The sequence below is a fragment of the Mesoflavibacter sp. SCSIO 43206 genome (genome assembly GCF_019904215.1).
Lineage (GTDB): Bacteria > Bacteroidota > Bacteroidia > Flavobacteriales > Flavobacteriaceae > Mesoflavibacter > Mesoflavibacter zeaxanthinifaciens.
Genome location: NZ_CP063201.1, coordinates 2,544,346 through 2,564,918 on the forward strand (window position 1 = coordinate 2,544,346; position 20,573 = coordinate 2,564,918).

Annotated in this window: 21 protein-coding genes and 1 other RNA gene; 13 read left to right on the top strand and 9 right to left on the bottom strand. The window is 29.5% G+C overall.

Annotation, left to right across the window (positions count from 1 at the left end):
• The first annotated feature begins 331 nt into the window (after nt 1-331).
• The 4 genes from INR78_RS11665 to INR78_RS11680 all read left to right on the top strand — a co-directional run bounded on the left by INR78_RS11665 (nt 332) and on the right by INR78_RS11680 (nt 4,461).
• Entirely contained in the window at nt 332-820 is a 489-nt protein-coding gene (locus INR78_RS11665) for a histidine phosphatase family protein (protein WP_223076646.1), read from the top strand.
• 39 nt (nt 821-859) lie between these two features.
• Nucleotides 860-2,917: a polyphosphate kinase 1 gene (ppk1, locus tag INR78_RS11670; RefSeq protein WP_223076647.1), complete on the top strand. Its 2,058-nt coding sequence runs from the start codon at nt 860-862 to the stop codon at nt 2,915-2,917.
• Between the two features lie 3 nt (nt 2,918-2,920).
• Nucleotides 2,921-3,832 (top strand): Ppx/GppA phosphatase family protein, encoded by a 912-nt coding sequence (locus tag INR78_RS11675; protein ID WP_223076648.1) that lies wholly within the window; start codon nt 2,921-2,923, stop codon nt 3,830-3,832.
• A 98-nt stretch (nt 3,833-3,930) separates the two neighbouring features.
• Nucleotides 3,931-4,461, top strand: a complete 531-nt coding sequence (locus INR78_RS11680) for a porin family protein (RefSeq protein WP_027879104.1) — start codon at nt 3,931-3,933, stop codon at nt 4,459-4,461.
• A 63-nt stretch (nt 4,462-4,524) separates the two neighbouring features.
• On the opposite strand, the gene INR78_RS11685 is transcribed toward INR78_RS11680, so the two are convergent.
• Genes INR78_RS11685 through dnaX form a run of 3 tightly spaced genes read right to left on the bottom strand, consistent with a single transcriptional unit; the run spans nt 4,525 to nt 7,430 of the window.
• Nucleotides 4,525-5,106 carry a tRNA-(ms[2]io[6]A)-hydroxylase gene (locus INR78_RS11685; protein WP_223076649.1) on the bottom strand — a complete coding sequence of 194 codons (582 nt, stop codon included), beginning with the start codon at nt 5,104-5,106 and terminating at the stop codon, nt 4,525-4,527.
• Nucleotides 5,107-5,112: 6 nt separating this feature from the next.
• Complete coding sequence (locus INR78_RS11690; RefSeq protein WP_223076650.1) at nt 5,113-5,694, bottom strand: hypothetical protein; 582 nt, start codon at nt 5,692-5,694, stop codon at nt 5,113-5,115.
• 17 nt (nt 5,695-5,711) lie between these two features.
• Nucleotides 5,712-7,430 carry a DNA polymerase III subunit gamma/tau gene (gene dnaX, locus INR78_RS11695; protein ID WP_223076651.1) on the bottom strand — a complete coding sequence of 573 codons (1,719 nt, stop codon included), beginning with the start codon at nt 7,428-7,430 and terminating at the stop codon, nt 5,712-5,714.
• Between the two features lie 167 nt (nt 7,431-7,597).
• Between dnaX and INR78_RS11700 the strand changes: the two genes are divergently transcribed.
• Together INR78_RS11700 and rnpB are read left to right on the top strand one after the other, a co-directional pair.
• Nucleotides 7,598-9,244, top strand: coding sequence for a serine hydrolase (locus INR78_RS11700; protein WP_223076652.1), 1,647 nt, complete (start codon nt 7,598-7,600; stop codon nt 9,242-9,244).
• A 46-nt stretch (nt 9,245-9,290) separates the two neighbouring features.
• Nucleotides 9,291-9,640, top strand: an RNA gene (rnpB, locus tag INR78_RS11705) — RNase P RNA component class A.
• A 118-nt stretch (nt 9,641-9,758) separates the two neighbouring features.
• On the opposite strand, the gene rsmD is transcribed toward rnpB, so the two are convergent.
• From rsmD to INR78_RS11720, 3 genes are read right to left on the bottom strand one after another with little or no spacing between them, the layout of a single operon-like run.
• Nucleotides 9,759-10,304, bottom strand: a complete 546-nt coding sequence (gene rsmD / locus INR78_RS11710) for a 16S rRNA (guanine(966)-N(2))-methyltransferase RsmD (protein WP_223076653.1) — start codon at nt 10,302-10,304, stop codon at nt 9,759-9,761.
• On the bottom strand, nt 10,304-11,122 hold the full coding sequence (locus INR78_RS11715) for a DUF3822 family protein (protein WP_223076654.1): 819 nt from the start codon (nt 11,120-11,122) through the stop codon (nt 10,304-10,306). Before INR78_RS11715 ends, rsmD begins: the two co-directional genes overlap by 1 nt.
• Complete coding sequence (locus tag INR78_RS11720) at nt 11,106-11,846, bottom strand: hypothetical protein (RefSeq protein ID WP_027879097.1); 741 nt, start codon at nt 11,844-11,846, stop codon at nt 11,106-11,108. Before INR78_RS11720 ends, INR78_RS11715 begins: the two co-directional genes overlap by 17 nt.
• Before the next feature lie 126 nt (nt 11,847-11,972).
• On the opposite strand from INR78_RS11720, the gene INR78_RS11725 reads away from it, so the two are divergent.
• The 7 genes from INR78_RS11725 (at nt 11,973) to INR78_RS11755 (ending at nt 18,466) form a co-directional block, all read left to right on the top strand.
• On the top strand, nt 11,973-13,400 hold the full coding sequence (locus INR78_RS11725) for an ATP-dependent RecD-like DNA helicase (protein ID WP_223076655.1): 1,428 nt from the start codon (nt 11,973-11,975) through the stop codon (nt 13,398-13,400).
• Nucleotides 13,401-13,465: 65 nt separating this feature from the next.
• On the top strand, nt 13,466-14,194 hold the full coding sequence (kdsB, locus tag INR78_RS11730) for a 3-deoxy-manno-octulosonate cytidylyltransferase (protein WP_255593074.1): 729 nt from the start codon (nt 13,466-13,468) through the stop codon (nt 14,192-14,194).
• Nucleotides 14,185-14,892 (top strand): HAD family hydrolase, encoded by a 708-nt coding sequence (locus tag INR78_RS11735; RefSeq protein WP_223076656.1) that lies wholly within the window; start codon nt 14,185-14,187, stop codon nt 14,890-14,892. The genes kdsB and INR78_RS11735 overlap by 10 nt, the downstream gene beginning before the upstream one ends.
• Nucleotides 14,886-15,506, top strand: a complete 621-nt coding sequence (locus INR78_RS11740; protein WP_223076657.1) for a CatA-like O-acetyltransferase — start codon at nt 14,886-14,888, stop codon at nt 15,504-15,506. Before INR78_RS11735 ends, INR78_RS11740 begins: the two co-directional genes overlap by 7 nt.
• Before the next feature lie 49 nt (nt 15,507-15,555).
• Nucleotides 15,556-16,617 carry an iron-containing alcohol dehydrogenase family protein gene (locus tag INR78_RS11745; RefSeq protein ID WP_223076658.1) on the top strand — a complete coding sequence of 354 codons (1,062 nt, stop codon included), beginning with the start codon at nt 15,556-15,558 and terminating at the stop codon, nt 16,615-16,617.
• Nucleotide 16,618: 1 nt separating this feature from the next.
• Nucleotides 16,619-17,167 carry a 1-acyl-sn-glycerol-3-phosphate acyltransferase gene (locus tag INR78_RS11750; RefSeq protein WP_223076659.1) on the top strand — a complete coding sequence of 183 codons (549 nt, stop codon included), beginning with the start codon at nt 16,619-16,621 and terminating at the stop codon, nt 17,165-17,167.
• A gap of 255 nt (nt 17,168-17,422) precedes the next feature.
• Entirely contained in the window at nt 17,423-18,466 is a 1,044-nt protein-coding gene (locus INR78_RS11755; RefSeq protein ID WP_223076660.1) for a hypothetical protein, read from the top strand.
• A gap of 86 nt (nt 18,467-18,552) precedes the next feature.
• Here INR78_RS11755 and INR78_RS11760 read toward each other — a convergent pair whose 3' ends face one another.
• From INR78_RS11760 to INR78_RS11770, 3 genes are all read right to left on the bottom strand, one after another.
• Entirely contained in the window at nt 18,553-19,272 is a 720-nt protein-coding gene (locus INR78_RS11760; RefSeq protein WP_027879089.1) for a YebC/PmpR family DNA-binding transcriptional regulator, read from the bottom strand.
• A 75-nt stretch (nt 19,273-19,347) separates the two neighbouring features.
• On the bottom strand, nt 19,348-19,638 hold the full coding sequence (locus INR78_RS11765) for a 4a-hydroxytetrahydrobiopterin dehydratase (RefSeq protein ID WP_223076661.1): 291 nt from the start codon (nt 19,636-19,638) through the stop codon (nt 19,348-19,350).
• A gap of 31 nt (nt 19,639-19,669) precedes the next feature.
• The gene (locus INR78_RS11770; protein WP_223076662.1) at nt 19,670-20,503 is read right to left on the bottom strand and encodes a sugar nucleotide-binding protein; all 834 of its coding nucleotides are present in this window, start codon (nt 20,501-20,503) and stop codon (nt 19,670-19,672) included.
• Between the last annotated feature and the right edge of the window lie 70 nt (nt 20,504-20,573).

A 20,573-nucleotide genomic window follows, 5' to 3' on the forward strand; every position in this document is an offset into this window, starting at 1 on the left:
ATATATAGTACACACAAAAACAGTAATTAATTGCAATATAATTAACTTATTACTTAAAATATAAATGTTTCTAGAACTAATACGCATATAACACTGTTTTACTTCATAATTTTTAAAAAAATTACATACATTTAAAGTGCTACTATTTTACTTAAGGGAATGGTTTAGTAGGTTCTTAGTTTTTAGATTCAAGGGTGAAATTAATTAATAGCAATACAAATCAAGTTGTAAATATTATTAAAATCAAAAAAAAATGATATAGCGTATATTTAATCGATAAAATACATTTTTGACTCTAAAAATCTCTAGAATAATCATTTAAATAATCATTATGGACAAAACTTTACAGTTATTTCGACATGGTAAATCCTCATGGAAATATAATTTACCAGATCACGATAGACCCTTAAAAAAAAGAGGTTTTACGGATATTGATTTAGTGTCTAACTATATAAAAGAAGATTTTAAAAAGCCAGATTTAATATTATCTAGTACAGCAAATCGTGCATGTACAACTTCTAAAAATTACATTAAAAATTTAGATCTTTTTGACGTCAAATTTCAACTTAAAAAAGAGCTTTATGATTTTTCTGGAGAAGCTGTATTAAATCAAATCTACAACTGTGACGATTCTGTAAATACTTTAGCAATATTTGGACACAATTATGCGCTTACAGATTTATGTAATCAACTAGGGGATAGTTATATAGAAAACTTGCCAACTTCTGGGTTTGTTCAAATAGAATTTAAGACTCAATGTTGGCAAAAGGTTAAATTTGGTAAAACAACACGAATTGTATTCCCTAAACATTTAAAATAGCCAATCTAATTAAATATATTTGTAGTAAAAATTCGTCAAATGAACAACCATATTATAGATAATAAATACATTAATAGAGAGTTAAGTTGGCTTCAATTTAATCACCGAGTTTTACAAGAAGCAGCAGATGAGACTGTTCCGTTAATTGAAAGATTACGTTTTTTAGGTATTTTTTCTAATAATTTAGACGAATTTTTTAAAGTACGCTATGCTACAGTAAAGCGTATTGACTATGCAGGTAAAGCTGGTAAAAGTCAACTTGGAGGTATTAAGGCATCAGAGTTGTTAGAGATAATAACAAATACTGTTATTGGACATCAAACAGAAAGTCTTAAAATTTTAAGCAAAATTCAAAAAGAATTAGAGGCAGAAAACATCTTTATTATAAAAGAAAATAAGGTTAATAAATCTCAAAAAGAGTTTCTTAAAAAGTATTTTTTAGAAAAAGTTAGTCCAGCTTTAGTAACTATTATTTTAAACCCAGATATAGAACTTCCTAACCTAAAAGATAGTAATGCGTATTTAGCAATAAATATGGTTTTAGAAGATAATTCTAGCCAATATGCTTTGATAGAAATTTCTAGATCAATGCAACGATTTATTGTACTTCCAAAAGTGGACAATAAACAGTATATCATTATGTTAGATGATATGTTGCGTTTATTTTTAGACGATATTTTTAACGTTTTTAGCTATAAAAATATTTCTGCGCATATGATAAAAATTACACGTGATGCAGAGTTGGATTTAGACAGCGATTTGTCTAAAAGTTTTATGGAAAAAATTAGTGATAGCGTTAAGGATAGATTAATTGGCGAGCCAGTAAGATTTGTTTATGATAAAACTATAGATAAAACGACTCTAAACTTTTTAATGTCTATTATGGGTATAGATAATACAGATAGTATAATACCAGGTGGACGTTATCATAATAGGAGAGATTATATGGATTTTCCTAGTTTAGGTAGAACAGATTTACTTTACGATAAAATCACACCATTACAAGTTAAAGGTTTAAGCCTACAAGACAGTATTTTTGAGTCTATAGCAAAAAAAGATTATTTACAATATGCACCTTATCATACATTTACATATGTAGTAAAGTTTTTACGCGAAGCAGCTTTAGACCCAAAAGTAAAATCAATAAAAATTACAATTTATAGATTAGCACAGATATCTCATGTAGCAAGTTCTCTTATCAATGCTGCAAAAAATGGTAAAAAAGTTACTGTTTCTATGGAAATTCAAGCGCGTTTTGATGAAGAAGCAAATATCGCTTACGCGGAACAAATGCAGCGCGAAGGTGTTAATCTAATTTTTGGAGTACAAGGATTAAAAGTACACAGTAAAATGTGTGTAATAGAGCGTGAAGAAGGAAAGAAAACAAAACGTTATGGTTTTATAAGCACAGGTAATTTTAATGAGTCTACTGCACGTGTTTATACAGATTTTACGCTATTTACAGCCAATCAAAAAATATTAAAAGACATCAATAAAGTATTCAACTTTTTTGAAGTAAACTATAAAATTTACAGATATAAACACATAATTACCTCGCCACATTATACAAAAGATAAATTTTTTCGTTTAATTGATAACGAAATTGAAAATGTTAAACAAGGCAAACCAGCTTTTATTAAATTAAAAATGAATAGTATATCAAGCTATAAAATGATTGATAAGCTATACGAAGCAAGCAAAGCTGGAGTAAAAATACAAATGATTGTTAGAGGTATTTGTTGTCTTGTTCCTGGAGTAAAAGGTGTTAGTGAAAACATTGAAGTAATAAGTATCGTAGATAAGTTCTTAGAACACACTAGGCTATACATTTTCTGTAATAATAACGATACAAAAGTATACATCTCTTCTGCAGATTGGATGACAAGAAATATAGATAATAGAGTAGAAGTATCCTGCCCAATCTATCAAGATGATATTAAACAAGAATTATTAGATATATTCGATATCTGTTGGAATGATAATGCAAAAGCTAGACTATTAGACAAAACTCAAAAAAATAATTATCGTAAAAACGATAAACCTAAATTAAGGTCTCAATTTGCAACTTATGATTATTTAAAAGAAAAACTAAACTAAATAATGCTAACCATACAAAAATACGCTGCAATAGACATTGGATCTAACGCTGTAAGACTACTAATTTCTAATATTATAGAAGAAAAAGGTAAACCTGTACGCTTTAAAAAAAGTTCGTTAGTGCGTGTTCCTGTTCGTCTTGGTGCAGATGTATTTATAAAAGAAAAGATTTCTAAAAATAATAAAGAGCGAATGCTTAAAACCATGCAAGCGTTTAGTTTGTTAATGCAAACACATAATGTTGTTAGGTACAAAGCATGTGCAACGTCTGCAATGCGAGAAGCAAAAAATGGTAAGCAAATAGCAGATTTAGTATTAGAAGAAACAGGTATTAAAATAGATATTATAGGAGGAGAAGAAGAAGCTGCTATTATTGCTGCAACAGACCTTCAAAGTTATATAGATGAAAACAAAACTTATCTATACGTAGATGTAGGAGGCGGTAGTACTGAGTTTTCTGTAATAGATAAAGGGGAAAAAATATCGTCAAAATCCTTTAAAATAGGAACCGTAAGACTTTTAAATGATGTAGTAAAAAAAGAAGCTTGGCAAGAACTTGAAGAATGGATAAAAACTGAAACATCTAAATTCGAAAAAATTGATGTTATTGGATCTGGAGGAAACATTAATAAAATTTTTAAAATTTCAGGAAAATCTTTAGGTAAACCATTATCCTATTTTTACCTTACTTCTTACTATAATACCTTACAAACATACTCTTACGAAGAGCGTATATCTCAACTAGACTTAAATCAAGATAGAGCAGATGTGATTATACCTGCAACACGTATTTATTTATCAGCGATGAAATGGAGTGGCGCAAAAGATATCTATGTTCCAAAAATTGGACTAGCAGATGGTATTATAAAAAGTATATATAATGATACGGTTAAGAGTCATACAAAGTTAAAATAGTACACTTTATCTGTTTATTGTGATAGATTAAATAATAATATATATATTTACTAATAAGATCATAAAAACTAAACTCAACCTCTTATAACTTTTAAAATATGAAAAAAACTATTCTTTTCTTTACTTTAATCTTAGCTTCTTTTTATGGATTTTCTCAAAACTCTGTTTATGGAGTTAGAGCTGGTATTAATATTTCTGATTTAGATTTTGAAGATCAGTTTGATGATACGCCTCACACTCACAGAAATGGATTTATGATTGGTTTTTTTGGAGAGTATAAGTTATCAAACTTAATTGATATTGCTCCAGAAATTCAGTTTTCAGCAGAAGGTTCTAAAGAAGAAGAATTGAGAATTAACTATATCCAATTACCAGTTTTATTTAAGTTTAACTTATCTAATAATTTTGCTTTAGCAGTTGGACCACAAGCTAGTTTAAAAGCTCATGAGTATGATGATGGCATTAAAAACTTTACTTTTTCTGGTGTAGCTGGAATTGACTACATGATTACTGATGAATTTTTCTTAGACTTTAGATATAAGTATGGATTACAAAACCTAGTTGATGATGAATTAGGTGTAGAATTTAAAGGAAATACAATGCAAATAGGATTTGGAGTAAAATTCTAATATATTCAATAAATAGTAAGTGTTTAAAAAAGCCTTTTCTAATTTAGAAAAGGCTTTTTATATTTATCCGTGTATGGTTTCTTTTGTACCTAAATCTTTCATAATTTGGGCTTCATAATCTAATAAATTTTGCCATTTTTTATCTACTTCTTCTCGTTTTCCGTATTTACGAGCATATCCTAAAAACATGGTGTAATGATTAGCTTCACTAACCATTAATCGTCTATAAAACTCGGCTAATTCTTTATCTTTTAATTCTTCAGAAAGTAATCTAAAACGCTCGCAACTTCTAGCTTCAATTAATGCAGCATATAATAGTCTGTGTACTAATTGATCTGTTCTGCTTCCGCCTTTAGGGAAGAATTTTAAAAGTTGAATTACATACTCATCTTTTCTATCTCTACCTAAAGTCCAACCACGTTCTATAATCTTGTCATGTACCATTTTAAAATGGCTCATTTCTTCTTTAACTAAAGCAGTCATTTCTTGAACAAGCTCTGTATATTCAGGAAAACTTACTATTAAAGATATGGCTGTACTTGTTGCTTTTTGCTCACAAAAGGCATGGTCTGTAAGGATTTCTTCAATATTTTTTTCTACAATATTAACCCAACGTGGATCTGTTGGTAATTTTAGTCCAAGCATATTTTTTTAAGCAGTTAAGTAGTTATGATCTAAATCTGTAAGGTTGATTAGTTTTTTATCACCTTTATTATCTATTACTAATTCAAAAAGTTTTTCTGTATTAGATTTTGGTTGTGTAAAAAGGATGTTTAAAACCAATTTATTTTGGTTTAAACTTTCTTCTTGATTTACCCAAACACTTTTTAAAATTGAAGTTTCCATATAGTAAGAAACTGTTTTATCATGTTTTAAAATATATTGTTTATCAATAACATCATTAAAAATAATTTTGTTTTGACGTGCTACAACTTGGGCTTTATAATCTCTGTAATGATATTTATAGTTTATAGAGTCGTGTTTAAATTGTCTTAAGTATGAAGACTTCATATCTGTAAAAGTTTTTACATTTACATGGTAGCCATTACTTAAAATAGTATCTGTTTTAACTTCAGCATATTCTTTAGGAAAGTAAGAAACACGTTCTGAAAAAGATTCTAATAAGTTTTTTTCTTTTAAAATATCTTTAGGTGATCTATTAATTTTATCTCTAGCATCACAACTAATAAGCGTAATGATTATTCCTAAAAGTAGTACTGTAAACTTGTTCATAATTATAAAGTTACAATTTAAACATCTAAATCAAAAGCCTTTCTTAGTAATTCGATGTTAGGATTTTTTTCTTTTAGTTTTTCATATTTTTCAATTGGTGTATAGGCGTATTTTTTTTCCATCACTTCATCTACAGTAATGTCTAAATTAATATCATAATTGTTTAGACTTTTACGTAAATAAGACATCAAATCATAAGATTGACGTTCTACTTCAACTTTATTTGTAGCGTTAGGAAAAGTTAATTTTACTGTTACACCATCTTCGGCTAGTTTAGGCTTGTCTATAGATAGGATAGAAGCAAGGTTAAATTGTCCCTTGGCTTCAATTTCGTTAACAAATAAATTCCAATGATTGGTTAGTTCTTCTTGAGTAAAAGGTTCTTTTGGTAGGTTTTCTTCATCAACAACAACATCTAGTTGTTTTATTTCATGTTCTTTTTTTGCTCTTATACTTTTTAAAGATAATCCAGATGTTCGTTTTTTTGCAGATGCTATACCTTTTTCTAATACAATTTTAGGTTTTGGCGGTTCTACAAATTGTTTAAGTTCTGGATTTACTTTTTGTGTTTCGTTTTTAGAAGAAGCTTCTACTGGTTTTTTAACAGGAATAGGTGTAATACCTTTTTTTCTGAAATAACTAGGCGGAATTATGTAACGTCTGCTATTTTTTTTTTCTCCATCAAAAGTGATAGAGGCAAGTTGCATTAAAGTAAGTTCGACCAGAAGTCGTTGGTTTTTACTGCTTTTATATTTCAAATCACAGTCGTTAGCCAGATTTATAGCTTGTATTAAAAACTGCTGACTTGATTTTGTAGCTTGATTTTCGTACTTCTTTTTAGTGTCTTCACCAACTTCTAAAAGTTCTATCGTAGCAGGGTTTTTACAAACTAATAAATCTCTAAAATGTGATGCAAGTCCAGCAATGTAATGATGACCATCAAAACCTTTTGCTAATGTCTTATTAAATTGAAGTAACAACTCAGGGATTTTATTGTCTAAAATAAGGTCTGTACTTTCAAAGTAAGTTTCGTAATCTAATACGTTTAAATTTTCTGTAACTGCTTGTCTGGTTAAATCTTTACCAGAAAAACTAACTACACGATCAAAGATTGAAAGTGCATCACGCATAGCACCATCTGCCTTTTGAGCTATAATATGTAGCGCATCATCTTCTGCATTTACACCTTGCTCTTCTGCAATGTATTTTAAATACTCTTTAGCATCTTTAACTGTAATGCGTTTAAAATCAAAGATTTGACAACGTGATAAAATAGTTGGGATTATTTTATGTTTTTCAGTAGTTGCTAAAATAAAAATACAATGTTTTGGTGGCTCTTCTAAAGTCTTTAAAAAGGCATTAAAAGCGGCTTGAGATAACATATGTACCTCATCAATAATATAAACTTTGTACTTACCAACTTGTGGTGGAATACGAACTTGATCGGTTAAGTTTCTAATATCGTCTACAGAGTTGTTGGAAGCTGCATCTAGTTCAAAAATATTAAAAGCGTAATCTTCTTCAGAGCTTTCATTGCCTTCACTGTTAATCATCTTTGCTAAAATACGTGCGCAAGTTGTTTTACCAACTCCACGTGGACCAGTAAATAATAATGCTTGTGCAAGATGATTGTTTTCTATGGCGTTAAGTAAAGTGTTTGTAATAGCAGATTGACCAACAACATCCTTAAAGGTTTGTGGTCTGTATTTTCTGGCTGATACTACAAAATGTTCCATAGACATTAAATTGATTACAAATTTAAAAAATAGCTTAATAAAAAGGAAGTTTGTTGCTCCAATTTATTTTGAGTTATTAACAAAAATTGAAGAGTAATAGTTTTTTTAATTATTATATTGACTGTAACAAAAGATAATTATTCTTGTCCTTACATAAAAGAATTAAAATGATAAAAAAACTAACTGCTTTTACTTTTCTTACACTTTTATCAACATTTGGATTTTGCCAAAATTTAGAAGCTGAAATAGATAAAATTTATCAAGTAGAAGATAACACACCTGGTTTTTCAATTATAGTTTCTAAAGGCGAAGAAATCTTAGTAGAAAAACAATATGGAATATCTAATTTAGATTATGACATACCAATTACAAACAAAACAGTTTTTGACATCGGTTCAATTGCTAAACAATTTACTGCATACGCAATACTTTTGCTAGAAGAACAAGGTAAATTATCTATTAAAGAGCCTGCTTATAAATACATTAATAATCTACCTCAATATCAAAAAGGAAATCCAACCATTGAACAATTATTAAACCAGACAAGTGGTATAAAAGAAGTAGATGGCATTGCGGGAATTGCGGATTTAGGTAGAAATGATTTACTTACTCAATCGCAAATGATGAATTTTATTACAAAAACGACATCATTAAACTTCAAACCAGGCGAGTATTTTCAATACACAAATTCAAACTATATCTTATTGGCTGATATTGTAACTAAAGTTTCTGGGAAGTCTTTTGCAAATTTTATGCAAGAAGATGTTTTTGAACCATTCGGAATGGAAAATACAATAAAGAAATCAAGTACTTATTCTATTATTAAAAATAGAGCAATAGGATATGTAAAAGATGAAAACAGTTTTTATAAAACACATTTACACGCTTTTATCTATAATGGTGATGGTCAGGTGTTAACCACAGCAAAAGATATGTTGAAGTGGCATATAAGTTTACAAAATGTAAAAAAGCTAAGTCCTGAATTATATAATAAAATGCATACCAAAGCCAAGTTAAATAATGGTAATACTATCAATTTTGGTTTAGGAGTAGAGTTTGAAACTTATAATAACTATCAAGCATTTGGTTTTGACGGAATGATATTAGGCGGCTTTGTTTCTAAATATCTTTATTTTCCTGAATTAGATATGATGTTTTTCACAACTCAAAACACCTTTGATTCAGATTTTGAAGAACAGTTTTTTAAGTTAGTTGACTTATACATTCCTAAAAATAATTTCAATAACGAAACAAAAAATCGCGGAAAGGTGAAAAAAGTAGAGCTTTCAAAAAAAGAGCTAAAATTATATGAAGGAAGTTATCTCTTTGCCGGAAGCGATGTAGAGACAATTAAAACAAACAGAATTCAACTTAAAAATGATGAACTTACTGTACTAACGACTGATGGAGTAGAAATAACAAGATTAAAACCAATTGGAAATAATCAATTTATGTTTAATGATAAATTAGTTGTTTTTGATTTAGAGTCTAATAAAAAAAGTTATAAATATTATGATTCTGAAAACCAATTACCTTGGCTATTTAAAGAATACAATCCTACTACTTACAACGAAAAGCAATTAAAAGAATTTGAAGGACAATATTTTAATGCAGATTTTCAAATCAGTAAAAAAATCAAACTAATAGACGGTAAACTTTTTGTTTTTAGCAGAAATGGTGCTTGGAAAAATGAGATTATACCTCTTGATAAAGATGCTTTTGATTACTCTTCTGACCTAATAACCTTTCTTAGAGATAACAATAACTCTATAGTTGGTCTTAAAATTATAGATGTTTTATTTAAAAAAATATAATTATTATTTTATACAAATACATACATTAGTTTATCGTAATTTAGCACCAGTAAATTGCCTTATCGCTAAAAACTCAACTTGATTGAGTTTCTCTTTTTTTTGAGATTCCCGCATTCGCGAGAATTTAGAGGAAAGTCCGGACACCATAGTGCAATTATAGTGGTTAACAGCCATCCGCCGAAAGGTGAGGAAAAGTGCAACAGAAAGAATGTACAGGTCATGCTGTAGTGAAATCAGGTAAACTCTATAAGGTGCAATACCATGTATATTAACGTTTGAGCGCTGCACGTGCGATGTTAAAGGGTAGGTAGCTAAAGTGTGTTGGTAACAGCACATTCAGATAAATGATAAGGACGCTTTTGCGTACAGAATCCGGCTTATAGATTTACTATTTTATAAAGAAACCACCTTTTTTAAGGTGGTTTTTTATTTTTTGTCATTTCGAACAAATTGAGAAATCACATAAGGATGAGATTACTCGATTCCTCGGAATTATAAATTGGTTTTAAGAATACTATTCTTCTGTCAGTTCAAAAAAACTAAACATATTTCCGCCATAACTTTTGGAATGAGAATACTGTGATAAACCTGATAAGTCGGTATGTTTAGAGTGTTCTAAAATTAAAAGTCCATGTTCTTCTAATAGGTTATTTTGAAAGACTAATTCTGGGATTTTTGCAAATTCTTCTACTGGAAATTCATATGGTGGATCTGCAAAAATAATAGTGTAAGGTTGTTGATGATTTTCTAAAAAACTAAATACATCACTTTTTATGGTGTTGATAGACATTTCAAAACTTTCAGCAGTTTCATTAATGTATTTTATACAACCATAATTTTGATCAACGCAGGTAATGTTTTCGGTACCTCGTGATGCAAATTCATAACTGATATTACCCGTACCAGCAAATAAATCTAATACTGAAATTTCATCAAAATAATATTGATTATTTAAGATGTTAAATAAGGCTTCTTTAGCCATATCTGTTGTTGGCCTAACGGGTAGTTTTTTTGGTGCAACTAACTTTCGTCCTTTGTATTTTCCGGATATAATACGCATTAGAAACTTTTTAATAAGGTGAAATTAGAATAGTTATTTGTTGGTTTTTCCGCGAAAGCGAAAGTGTCAAATCTATTACCAAAACTAACATGTCTTACATATTTGTAAGCTATTTTATAAATAGGATGTTCTTTATCTAAATTTCCTAAAAAGACAAGCTCGATAGTTTCTGGATTAAGCTGTAATTGCTCTAAAGTAAAGAGTAAATAATAGATGAAATCTTCTTTAGTTTGATAATTAAACGTGTTGTAAAGTGCTAATTTACCTGAGTTAAATGCTACTACTTCAAAGCTTTCTGTATTTATATTAACGTATACTTTAGAAGTATTGTTATTCTTTTCTAAAGTCAATAATTGCTCAATTAATACAGTAGAAAAGTGTTTGTAAGTAAAACTTCCAAACTTGTCAAATAAGTAATTGTTTATGTTTGTAAATGGTACATAAACATTGACACTATCATTTTGTTTAATATCATCAAAAGTAATAAAGTCTGTTTTTAAAATTTTGGTGTTAAATTTTAAATAATCTGCTAAATTTTCTTCGTCAAATAATGGTTTAGGAACTAGAGTAGACCATTCGTTTTCATGAATAACAGTTACTTTATTAAACGCTTGATCTAGTTTAGGATTAGAGTTAAACTGATGCTTTACAGCATCTAATAAATCTAACGGTGTTTTTTTTGTAAAGTTTACATTTTGTAAATCTATAATGGTATTTGTATCTGTGTTTAGGATACAAAAAGAAAGTCCACTCAAACTTAGTTGAATGGACAGTTCTAGGTTGGTTAAAATATTATGTGTATTATTCGTTATTGCCATAAGTTTTTGGCCAGTTTCCTACAGTTTTAACTTCGTCCATAGATCCAACACGTAAAGCATCTCCGTTAACACCTTCTACAGATAAAACTTCTTTTTCTTTAGAAACTAAATCTTTAGGTTGGTCAAATAATAAATCGTCTTTTTTAACAAATGCTTCAAATACAGGTATTTTATTATCTCCATCTGTTAGCTCTCCTGCATTTAAAGTAAATTTAGTACCTGGTTTAGCATTTGGTACATCCATCATTGTTTTATATCTAGTAGAAGTTTTAAATAAACTATCTTTTACAGGCACGTATCCAATAGTATCTGTAATTACAATATCTTTAAACATTTCTACACCACCATAAGCCTTGGTTCTTTCTTCGTCAACAACACTAGAGTCGCGTCTTTCTATAATTGTAAATTGACCATTTTCAATAAACTTAATTAAAGTATCGTAGCTTTTTGTAAACTTTCCGTTTACTTCTCTGTATGCTAATTCAGAATCTCTAATGTCTTTTAATTTTTCAATTGCAGCAGCGTAACGCTTTACTTTTAATTGATTAAATTTAATTTCTCCATAAACAGAGTCAAAAGTTAAGTAACCTAAAAGGATAATTAAAGCCCAAAGTGCAATTACAATTACAGGTTTTACTTTTGAAGGTAAATATTTGTCAATTAGCCATACAATTGCAAAGGTTAAAAGAATGGCACCAATAATAATTAATATTAAATTTAGCATAGTGTTTTTTATTAAAAAATAATTAAGGTCAGTGACAAATCTACAATTTTTTTTTATTCGTAAAAACCATTTGTTGGTAAAAATGATTTATATATTTGAGAAAAAGTTTTTAAACCTTGTGCCTTAATGACTAGTTCAGAATTTTATTCCCTTATAAAACAGCAATTTCCATTTAAACCAACCGCAAAACAAGACATTTTACTTTTACAACTTTCAGAATTTATTTTTAAAGATACTACAGATAGCGTTTTTTTATTAAAAGGATACGCCGGTACAGGAAAAACAACAATTATAGGTACTATAGTAACTAATTTATGGAAAGCAAAGAAAAGTGCAGTCTTAATGGCTCCTACAGGTAGAGCAGCAAAAGTGATATCTAATTACTCAAAAAAAGAAGCCTTTACAATTCATAAAAAAATATATTTTCCTAAAAAAAATAAAGGTGGTGGCGTTAATTTTGTTTTACAACCAAACAAACACAAGAACACCATATTTATTGTAGACGAAGCGTCTATGATACCAGACACACCTAACGATTCTAAATTATATGCAAACGGGTCTTTGTTGGACGATTTAATGCAGTATGTATACCAAGGACATAAATGTAAATTACTTTTAATTGGTGATACAGCACAGTTGCCTCCAGTAAAGTTAGATTTAAGTCCAGCTTTAAATGAAAACACACTAAATCTAAACTACAACAAATCTGTTACAAAGATGGAGTTAGATGAAGTAACACGTCAAGGTTTAGATTCTGGGATCTTAGAAAATGCAACTTTATTAAGAGAAGCGCTAGCAGACGAGTTTTTTGAAAGCTTTAAATTTAACTTAAAACCTTTTAAAGATATAGTTAGGCTAGTTGATGGTTATGAGATAATGGATGCTATAAATGATGCATATAGCACTTTAGGATATGAAGAGACAAGTATAATTGTTAGAAGTAATAAACGTGCTAATTTATATAATCAACAAATTAGAAGCCGAATTCTATTTAGTGAAAACGAACTTGCAGCAGGAGATTATCTAATGGTAGTTAAAAACAATTATTTTTGGATAAAGCCAAATACCGAAGCAGGTTTTATTGCTAACGGAGATATTATTGAAGTCTTAGAAATCTTTAGTTTTAAAGAATTATATGGTTTTAAATTTGCAGAAGTAAAAGTAAAAATGGTAGATTATCCTAAAATGAAACCTTTTGAAACCGTTCTACTTTTAGATACGATAACTGCCGAATCACCATCACTGTCTTATGAAGAATCAAATAAACTTTATGAAGAAGTACAAAAAGATTATGAGGATGAAACGAGTAACTATAAAAAGTTCCTAAAAATCAAGAATAACCCACATTTTAATGCTCTTCAAGTTAAGTTTTCTTACGCCATTACTTGCCATAAATCGCAAGGAGGACAATGGAACACTGTTTTTGTTGAACAACCATATTTACCTAACGGGATAGATCGAGATTATTTACGCTGGTTGTATACAGCAGTAACAAGAGCTAAAGAAAAACTGTATTTAATAGGTTTTAAAGACGAATTTTTCGAAGAAAATTAAAGCAATACCTATCAATAATTAACATTAATAGACTATTTTTGAATAGTAATTTTTCAAAATAAAATATGAAAATCATTGCCATGATACCAGCACGTTACAGTGCTTCTCGTTTTCCCGGTAAACTTATGCAAGACCTTAACGGAAAACCAGTAATTACACGTACCTATGAAGCTACAGTTAACACCAATTTATTTGACGATGTGTTAGTTGTAACAGATAGTCAAATTATTTATGACGAAATAAAACATATTGATGGTAATGTTATGATGAGTAAAAAAGAACATCAATGTGGTAGTGATAGGATAGCAGAAGCGGTAGAAAATTTAGATGTAGATATAGTAGTTAACGTACAAGGTGACGAGCCTTTTACAGAAGTTGTTTCCTTGAAAAAATTAATAAATGTTTTTAAAAACGATCCAAATAAAGAAATAGATTTAGCGTCTTTAATGGTGCTTATTACCGATTGGGAAGAAATTAAAAACCCAAATACTGTAAAAGTGGTTTTAGATAAAGATAATGTAGCACTTTATTTTTCAAGAAGTCCAATACCGTATCCTCGTGATGAAAATGTAGACGTTAAGTATTACAAACACAAAGGTGTTTATGCTTTTAGAAAACAAGCGTTGATGGATTTTTATCACTTTCCGATGTTAACATTAGAAGCTGCTGAAAAATTAGAACAACTACGCTATTTAGAATATGGCAAAAAAATTAAAATGGTTGAAACCCATGTGCAAGGCGTAGAAATTGATACACCTGAAGATCTTGAACGTGCAAAAAAACTATGGAAATAAATTACGACAATATAAAAGTTATAGGTTTTGACGCAGATGATACGCTTTGGGTTAACGAAACCTATTTTAGAGATGCAGAACAAGAGTTTGCTAAACTTTTAAGTCAGTTTGAAACACCTAATAAAATAGACCAAGAGCTATTTAAAATGGAAATGAAAAATCTTCCTGTTTATGGTTATGGTGTAAAAGGTTTTGTATTATCAATGGTCGAAATGGCTATCGAATTATCAAATAGTACAGTCTCTAATAAAGTCATTTCAAAAATATTAGAGATAGGAAAAGACATGATTAATAAAGATGTAGAGCTTTTAGATGGTGTAGAAGAAGTGTTAAAAAAACTATCAACTAAATATAAATTAATTGTAGCCACAAAAGGAGACTTATTAGATCAAGAAAGAAAACTTGAAAAATCTGGACTGTTAGATTACTTTCATCATATAGAAGTTTTAAGTGATAAAAAAGAAGCTAATTACTCTAAATTATTAAATCATTTAGATATCAATCCTAAAGAATTTTTAATGATAGGAAACTCTTTAAAATCAGATATCTTACCTTTAATAAACATAAAATCAAAAGCAATTCATGTTCCGTTTCATACCACTTGGGCTCATGAAGAAATTAAATTAGATGCAAATAGTAATAATCAATTTCATACTTTAAAAAGTTTGAAAGAAATACCGCAATTATTACAATGTTAAAAACTATAGATAAAGAAAACTGGGAAAGAAAGCAGCTTTTTAATCACTTTGTCAATTTTAAAGATCCATATTTTGCTGTAACTATTCCTTTTGATGTAACAAAAACCTATCAATTTTCTAAGGATAATAACCTTAGTTTTTTTGGTGTCTATTTACATGCTTGTATGATAGCAATTAATAGTGTAGAAAATTTAAAGTATAGAATATTAGAAGATAAAGTAGTAAGTTATGATGTAATAAACGCATCACCAACAATATCTAGAGAAGACAAAACTTTTGGGTTTTCTTTTGTAAACTATGATAAAAATTTAGACGTATTTTTAAATAATTTACATTTAGAAAAACAAAGAATTAATAACACAGATCAATTATATCCAGCTAAAAACGGATTAGATTGTATACATTGTTCTGCACTACCTTGGGTAGATTTTTCAGGACATAAAGAACCAGTTTCTGGCTTAAAAGACTCTGTACCAAAATTAGCTTTTGGTAAAGCAGTAAATAAGAATAACCAATTAAAAATGAATGTAGCTATAAGTGTAAATCACGCACTTGCGGATGGATATCATATTGGTTTATTTTCAGAAATATTTCAGAAACACCTAAATAAATAATAAATTTACAAAATAAGAAAACTAGTTAATGCAATTCAAAAATTTTCCAATGGTGTCCAAAATTGTTTTTGGACGAGGCAGTTTCAGTCAGCTAGGAGAAATATTAGAACCTAAGCGTGTAAACAGAAATGCTCCATTTATATATTTTGTAGATGATGTCTTTAAAGGTAATGCTTGGTTAACTTCACGAATTCCCTTAGCTTATGATGACAAAATAATATACGTCTCTGCAGCAGAAGAGCCAAAAACATCACAAATAGATCAGTTAGTAGAGCAAATAATATTAGATTATAAAGAACGACCATCTGGTATTATTGGTATTGGTGGTGGATGCATTATGGATGTAGCTAAAGCAGTATCTATTATGCTAAATAACGATGGAGAATCTAAAGATTATCAGGGTTGGGATTTAGTTAAAAACCCAGCAGTATATCATGTTGGTGTGCCAACCATATCTGGTACAGGAGCAGAAGTCTCAAGAACAACAATTTTAACAGGTCCAGAACGTAAATTGGGTATTAATAGTGATTTTACTCCATTTGATCAAGTTATATTAGATCCAGAATTAACTAAAGATGTACCAAAAGACCAGTGGTTTTACACAGGTATGGATTGTTATGTACATTGCATAGAGTCTTTAAATGGAACATATTTAAATGCTTTTAGTAAAACGTATGGAGAAACAGCTTATGAGTTGTGTAAAGAAATTTTCTTATCAGATCATCTCACAGCAGAAGAAGCCCAAGATAAATTAATGATGGCTAGCTGGCATGGCGGGATGAGTATTGCGTATTCTCAAGTAGGTGTTGCTCATGCTATGAGTTATGGTTTAGGATATTTATTAGGTGTAAAACATGGTATAGGTAATTGTATAGTGTTTGATCATTTAGAGGAATATTATCCAGAAGGCGTTAAACTTTTCAAACAAATGAAAGAAAAGCATAACATACAATTACCACAAGGTATTTGTGCCAATTTAACAGATAAAGAATTTGATACCATGATTGGTGTTGCATTAAGCCTAGAGCCATTATGGGAAAACGCAATAGGAAAAAACTGGAAGAAAAAAATAACACCAGAAGTCCTAAAGGCACTTTACCAAAAAATGTAAAATGCGTTGGTTAGCTAAATTAATTTATTTCAAAATCTTAGGTTGGAAAGTTGTTGGAAACACTAATTTTTCTAAGGATACCATAAAAAAAGCAGTTTTAATTTCTGCGCCACATACTCATAATTTTGATTTTATTATAGGGCTACTTTTAAGAAAAGTTGTTGATTTAAAATCTAACTACTTAGGAAAAAAAGAGCTTTTTGTATGGCCAATAGGATATTATTTTAGAGCTGTTGGAGGTGTTCCTGTAGACAGAAAAAATAAAGAAAATAAAGTAGAAACCATTGCAAAACTTTTTGACGATAAAGAAGAGTTTAGATTAACCTTAGCTCCAGAAGGCACAAGAAGTAAGGTAGATAATTGGAGAACTGGTTTTTATTACATAGCTAAAAAAGCAAATGTGCCAATAATCATGTTTACATTAGATTATCAAAACAAACAAAACAAAGTTTCAAGACCTTTTTATCCAACAGATAATTTAGAAGAAGATTTTAAATACATGAAGTCTTTTTTTAGTGGTGTTAAAGGTAAGGTTAGTAAAAATTCTTAAGCTAAAACGTTGTTGGTCTTAGCTTTGGCATCTTATTTGATATAGATATAATGTAGATATTAATGAAACATAAAGTAAACTTCCCAAGTCACTAAAAAGAAACATTATAAAGCTACAACTTACTTAAATTAAGCGCTTTCAATTACATAGTTGAAAGCGCTTTTTTTTGTTAAAAAATGTTAATATGTGTTTTTTATAAAACTGATTTAATAGAAACTTCGTAGGTATCCTCGTATTAACAAAACAACAAAAATTATGAAAACTCAAAAAACAGTAAAATTTTTAAGTCTTTTAGCAATTGCTTCATTTGCTTTAACTTCTTGTAGTGATGACGATGACAACGGAATGGATATGCCTATGGCAGAAGTTTCAACTAAAATTTATACATCTAATAATGCCAATGGTAATATTGACGAAATTAATGTATCAGATATGTCAAACGTAGAATCTAAAACTTTAATTACAACAAGTACAGCTGCAGATGGTGTATATTATGATTCAGAATCTGATGCCGTTTTTCAAGTATCAAGATCAAATCTTTCTTTAGAAGGTTTTTCTAATGTAAGTATGATTACTTCTGGCACAAATGTTTCTGTAGATTTTACAGGTACGGCAGATATGACAAGTCCACGTGAAGTCGCTGTTAATGGTAACTTTTATGTAGTGGCAGACAATAGTGATGTAGATGGAGATGCAAACACACCTGATGGTAGATTATTTATTTATCAAAAATCGGGTAGTAACTTCACTTTAAGAAATACTATTACTACAAACTTTAAATTATGGGGCATTACTTTTGCTGGATCTGATTTATATGCAATTGTAGATGTTACAGATCAATTGGCTGTATTTAATAACTTTTTGTCAAATACTACAGATGCTACAGTTATGGCTACAAAAACAGTTTCTGTAGAAGGAATTGTTAGAACACATGGTATAGCTTACGATATGGATGCTGATGTTATGGTATTAACAGATATAGGTGTTGCAAGTGGTACTCCTACAAGTGCATCAGATGGTGGATTTCATGTTATTTCTAATTTCTCAACAAAATTTAATAGTATAAACGATGGTGGTACTTTAGCAATGTCTAGTCAAGTTAGAGTTGCAGGATCTAATACAATGTTAGGTAATCCAGTTGATGTTGCGTATGATAGTACGACTGAAACAGTATATATTGCAGAAGCTGCAAATGGTAAGATTTTAGCTTTTAATAATATCTCTTCAGGAGGTAACCTTACACCGGTTTTAGATTATGATTTAGCATCTGCTTCTGCAGTTTATCTTTCTAAGCAATAATTAATGGTTGATAATTGATTTGATTTGAAAGAAAAAAGGCTATTCAATTTTGAATAGCCTTTTAGTTTTATAAATAAGGAAGCTTATTAGTCTGTTGTCTCTTCCATTGTGTGATATACGTTTTGTACATCGTCATCTTCTTCAATTTTTTCTAAAAGTTTTTCTACATCTGCAGCTTCTTCTTCGGTTAACTTTTTTGTGACTTGTGGTATACGCTCAAAACCAGAAGATAAAATTTCTATTTCACGACGTTCAAGTTCTGCTTGTATTGCTCCAAAACTTTCAAAAGGAGCATAGATTAATATGCCATCATCATCTACAAAGACTTCTTCTGCACCAAAATCTATTAGCTCTAATTCTAATTCTTCAGGATCTAATCCTTCAGCATTAATTCTAAAATTACAAGTATGGTCAAACATAAAAACAACAGATCCAGATGTACCTAAACTACCGTCACATTTATTAAAATAACTACGTATGTTTGCTACAGTACGTGTATTATTATCTGTTGCTGTTTCTACTAAAACAGCAATACCGTGTGGCGCATAACCTTCAAAAACAACTTCTTTATAATCGCCTTGGTTTTTATCACTAGCACGTTTTATTGCTCGTTCTATATTGTCTTTAGGCATATTTACAGACTTGGCATTTTGTATAACTGCTCTTAGTCTTGAGTTGCTGTCAGGATCTGGTCCACCTTCTTTAACAGCCATTACGATATCTTTTCCTATACGTGTAAAGGCTTTACTCATAGCAGCCCAACGTTTCATTTTTCGTGCTTTTCTAAACTCAAAAGCTCTTCCCATATTTGATGTTTTATTTTTGTCTTCTAACGAAGGCGGTTATTTAATTTTTTTGCAAATTTAAAAAAGAGAATTTAATTATTCTTCTTCCTCAATAATAGCTTCTATTGCTTGTGCTAATTTAAAATCTTTGTCTGTAACACCATTGGCGTCGTGTGTAGATATAGAAATTTTAAGAACATTATAAACATTTGTCCAATCCGGATGGTGGTTTAATGCTTCACATTCAAAAGCTATACGACTCATAGCACTAAAGCAATCTTTAAAGTTTTCAAATTCAAATTCGGCATGTATTGCATTATCGAAATATTCCCAATCTGGTAGTCTTAATAGACGTGTTTCTATGTCGGTTTTAGATAGTTTATCCATATTAATGTTTTATGTTTTAAAAATAAGAAATTTATACTTCTAATTCAGATAAAATGTCTTGACTTAGTATTTGAAGGTGCTTTGGTAATTTATTCTCTTTTGGTAAAACAGCAAGATAACGATCTTCGTTAGTTGTATATACTCGTTTATACAATGGATTTTTGTATCCTAAAGATGAAATAATTTCTGAGAAAAAATCTTCGTGATGCACTAGGTCTTGACTTCCAAGATGAAAAATTCCTGATTTGTTTCGATTAATGATGTAATGAATTTGCTGAGTTACCTTGCTATCATTTGTAACATTCATTATTAAGTTAGGAAACACTTCTATTGGCAGTTTTTCTCTTAAATGAAGTTTTATTTCTTTAATTCTAGGAGATTGTACGCCAAAAACCATAGGTAGTCTTAAAATACCTATTTTGTTTTTGGGTAGTCTAAGAAGCATGTTTTCTATTTTAATTTTAAAATGACCATACATACTATGGCTTAAAGTTTTGTCAAATTCGTAACTAGGAAATTGACTGTAAGCATCAAAAACATTTGCTGATGATAAAAAAAGTAACTTACAATCGTTATTTGTAATATAACTAACTATGTGTTGATGTGCTATAACTTGAGCAGAAAAATTACCACGGAGGGCAGATATAATTATTGTAGGTTTTATTATATCTAGGATTTCAAAAACATCATCTTCTTCTATGTTATACTGAAAAAAATGATGGTTTTTCTCATATGCATATTTATCGGTACAGTAGGTGCCAAATGTGTTATAGTAGGCATACAACTCTTTATAAATGGCTTGTCCTAAAAAACCACTTGCGCCAAGAATTAATATACGATGTTTGTTGTCTTTTTGAGGCTTCATTAATCTACTTCATTTTCAAATAAAATGCCAGAATAAACTTGTTAAAATAAACCAATGTTTATAGCGACAA